We start from the raw sequence: 3,243 nt of genomic DNA on the forward strand, positions 1-3,243 counted from the left end.
CCTTTAACGTGGTCTAAAACGACTAATGGTCCATTGATTTCATTTAAACCTACATATTGTAGTGACATAATCATTTTCCTCCTACGCTACAGAATTAATTGCTTCATCAATATCATGATAATAAGTATCTAATTTATCAATATTATCATTAGGAATATCATATTTCATTTTGATCAGCTGATCAAAAATTCCTGTATCAACAATCCGACGAACTACTTTACCTTGATTTACAGCTTCTTTACAACGACGGTTTAAATATAAAATAACTTCCATCATCTTTAACTGTTTTTCCATTGGTACATAAGTATCATCTTTATGGAAAGCGTTTTGCTGTAAATAACCAACACGAACAACTTTAGCAATTTCGATAATTAATTTTTGATCTTCTGGAAGAACGTCAGGTCCCATTAATTGCACGATTTCGTTCAATTTAGCTTCTTCAGCTAAAATATAAGATATTTCTTGACGATCGCTAACAAATTTTGGACTAACATTTTTACTATACCATTTTTCTAGATCATAAACATAATCACTGTAACTTTGCGTCCAGTTGATAGCAAAATAGTGACGCGCATAAGCTAAAGCTTTATCTAACGCCCAGAAACAACGAACGAAACGTTTTGTATTTTGAGTAACTGGTTCGGAAAAGTCAGCCCCTTGAGGAGAAACGGCACCAATGATCGATACCGAACCTTCTTTCCCGTTTAAAGTTTCCATGTAACCAGCACGTTCATAGAATTGTGATAAACGTGATGGTAAGTATGCTGGGAATCCTTCTTCAGCTGGCATTTCTTCCAAACGACCAGAAATTTCCCGTAATGCTTCAGCCCATCTTGAAGTCGAATCGGCCATGATAGCTACGTGGTATCCCATATCACGATAATATTCAGCTAAAGTAATCCCGGTATAAATACTAGCTTCTCTGGCTGCTACTGGCATATTTGAAGTATTGGCAATCAATACCGTACGATCAGTTAATGGTTTACCACTTTTAGGGTCGATCAATTCACTAAATTCTTCAAGAACTTGAGTCATTTCGTTACCACGTTCACCACAACCAACATAAACGATTATATCGGCATCACACCATTTAGCAATCTGGTGCTGGGTCATGGTTTTTCCTGTACCAAATCCACCTGGGATCGCGGCTGTTCCCCCTTTAGCAATCGGGAATAAAGTATCGATAACTCTTTGTCCAGTTACTAATGGAATACTGATTGGTAAACGTTTAGCAGTTGGACGAGCTTGTTTAATTGGCCATTTTTGAGTTAAAGTACATTCGATGATCTTACCTTGATCATCTTCAATTTTCATGATTGTATCATTAATTGTATACTTACCATCGTTTACTACTTCAACAACTTTTCCACTTAATAAAGGACTAACCATACATTTATGAACGATTAAATCAGTTTCCGGTACAGTAGCATAAATATCGCCACCTTTAACATAATCACCTGGTTTAACAGTTACCGTTACATCCCATTTTTTATTTATATCCAAAGAATCAACGTTACTTCCAGCTTGGATAAAAGCACCTGATTGTTCTTCCAAGGCTTTTAACGGACGTTCGATCCCATCAAAAATATTTCTTAAAATTCCAGGGCCCAATGTTGCACAAATTGGTGATCCAGTTGAAACAACTGGTTCACCTGGTTTTAGACCAGTAGTAGTTTCATATACCTGGATAGTGGTAAATTCTTTAGAAATCGAAATTACTTCACCCATCAATGAATCATTACCGACATACACCATTTCTAACATTGAAAAAGATACTGTATCTTTTACTTTGACAACGGGTCCATTGATTGAATAAATTACATTATTGCTCATATTTAACCCCCTGTTTTATTTTATCATTAAGCCTGATGTTTTATAGAACCAGTCTTTTTGATTCTCTAAAGCAAAGTCTAACGATTCATCAATAACAACATTAGTTGCTTTATTTTCAATAATAAAACCACCAATTTTAATTTGACTGCTTTCTTTAACTTCTAAAGCAGTTCCATAGGCTTTAATCAAGGCATCTTGATATTTAAGATCATCGTTTCGTAAATACAAGGTTGAACTTTCCATTTGATAATCTTTACCAATTTTGCTCATATGATTAATTAGATAATCATAATATTCATCACTATTTACAAAAGCAACTAATTTATCTTTAGCCTGATTAAAAATATCAGCTACATATTCGTCTCTTTTTTCCACTAAGGATCTTGTTTTTTCTTCTTGTGACATAGAAGCTTCCACACTAGCACTAGATGAAATTTCTGCCAATTCTTTATCTAGTAAAGCATCAGCATCTTTTTTAGCTTCTGCTTTAATTTGAGCATCAATTTCTGCTTCTATTTTTTTTGCTTCGGCTAAGATTTCTTCTTCTTCCTTGCTTGCAAGCCTTTCAATTTCTTCTTTCATATAAAGAAATACTTGTTCTTTCTTTTCCATAGCATTCCCCTTCTATAACTTCACACCAATTGCCTCAGATACATAACGGTCAATCGTTTCTCCAATCATTGAATCACCATGACGATCTGGTATTTCCACAAGCAATGGTTTTTGTTGTTTTAACTTAATTTCGGAGATAATATCCGGCGCTAATTCAATTAATTTAGTAGTAATCAAGATGATTCCAATTGAATCATCTTTTAACTTCGATTCTAGTAATTCTAAAAACTCCCGTCTTTTATGAACTACTTCACCTTCAATTCCTACTAAACGAAGACCAATTTGCGTATCGATATTATCACTAATACAATAAAATCGCATAATGATCACATTCTTTCAATTAAAGATTGTTGATAATTAAGATTGAAATTAATAAACCGTAGATAGCTACCCCTTCACCTAAGGCAACGAAGATCAATGATTTACCAAAGTTCTTTTCATTTTCAGAGAATGCTCCAATTGCAGCAGGTGCAGCAGCAGCAACAGCGATCCCAGCTCCTAATGCTGATAAACCTGTAGCTAAAGCAGCAGCTAAGAATCCTAAACCTTGAGCAATTGTTCCTGTAATTGAAGCCGCTTCAGCAGCGTGTACTCCATTAGTAGCTGCCGCTAAATATAATGATAAACAAACAGCTCCGGCAAATCCGGCAATATGTGTTGCTAGTCTGATTTTTGCAGATTTAACACTTGTTTTTCCTTTAAATACTGAAATTAATGGTAATGATAATAAAATAACTACTAATGCTGGTAAAATAAATTCTAAAACTGTCATAATGACTTCCTCCTCAACTTTTAATC

General features: G+C 34.5%; 4 protein-coding genes. All 4 read right to left on the reverse strand.

Going from position 1 to position 3,243, the window contains the following annotated elements:
* Positions 1 to 81 precede the first annotated feature (81 nt).
* The 4 genes from J7M77_RS16410 to J7M77_RS16425 are packed head-to-tail and all read right to left on the reverse strand — an operon-like array spanning position 82 to position 3,217.
* Positions 82 to 1,833, reverse strand: coding sequence for a V-type ATP synthase subunit A (locus tag J7M77_RS16410; protein WP_296880512.1), 1,752 nt, complete (start codon positions 1,831 to 1,833; stop codon positions 82 to 84).
* A 15-nt stretch (positions 1,834 to 1,848) separates the two neighbouring features.
* Entirely contained in the window at positions 1,849 to 2,445 is a 597-nt protein-coding gene (locus J7M77_RS16415) for a V-type ATP synthase subunit E (RefSeq protein WP_296880515.1), read from the reverse strand.
* Positions 2,446 to 2,457: 12 nt separating this feature from the next.
* The gene (locus J7M77_RS16420; protein WP_296880517.1) at positions 2,458 to 2,766 is read right to left on the reverse strand and encodes a V-type ATP synthase subunit F; all 309 of its coding nucleotides are present in this window, start codon (positions 2,764 to 2,766) and stop codon (positions 2,458 to 2,460) included.
* Positions 2,767 to 2,785: 19 nt separating this feature from the next.
* Positions 2,786 to 3,217, reverse strand: a complete 432-nt coding sequence (locus tag J7M77_RS16425) for an ATP synthase subunit C (RefSeq protein ID WP_296880519.1) — start codon at positions 3,215 to 3,217, stop codon at positions 2,786 to 2,788.
* Positions 3,218 to 3,243: the final 26 nt, after the last annotated feature.

The sequence above is a fragment of the Thomasclavelia sp. genome, assembly GCF_017889095.1.
Lineage (GTDB): Bacteria > Bacillota_I > Bacilli_A > Erysipelotrichales > Coprobacillaceae > Thomasclavelia.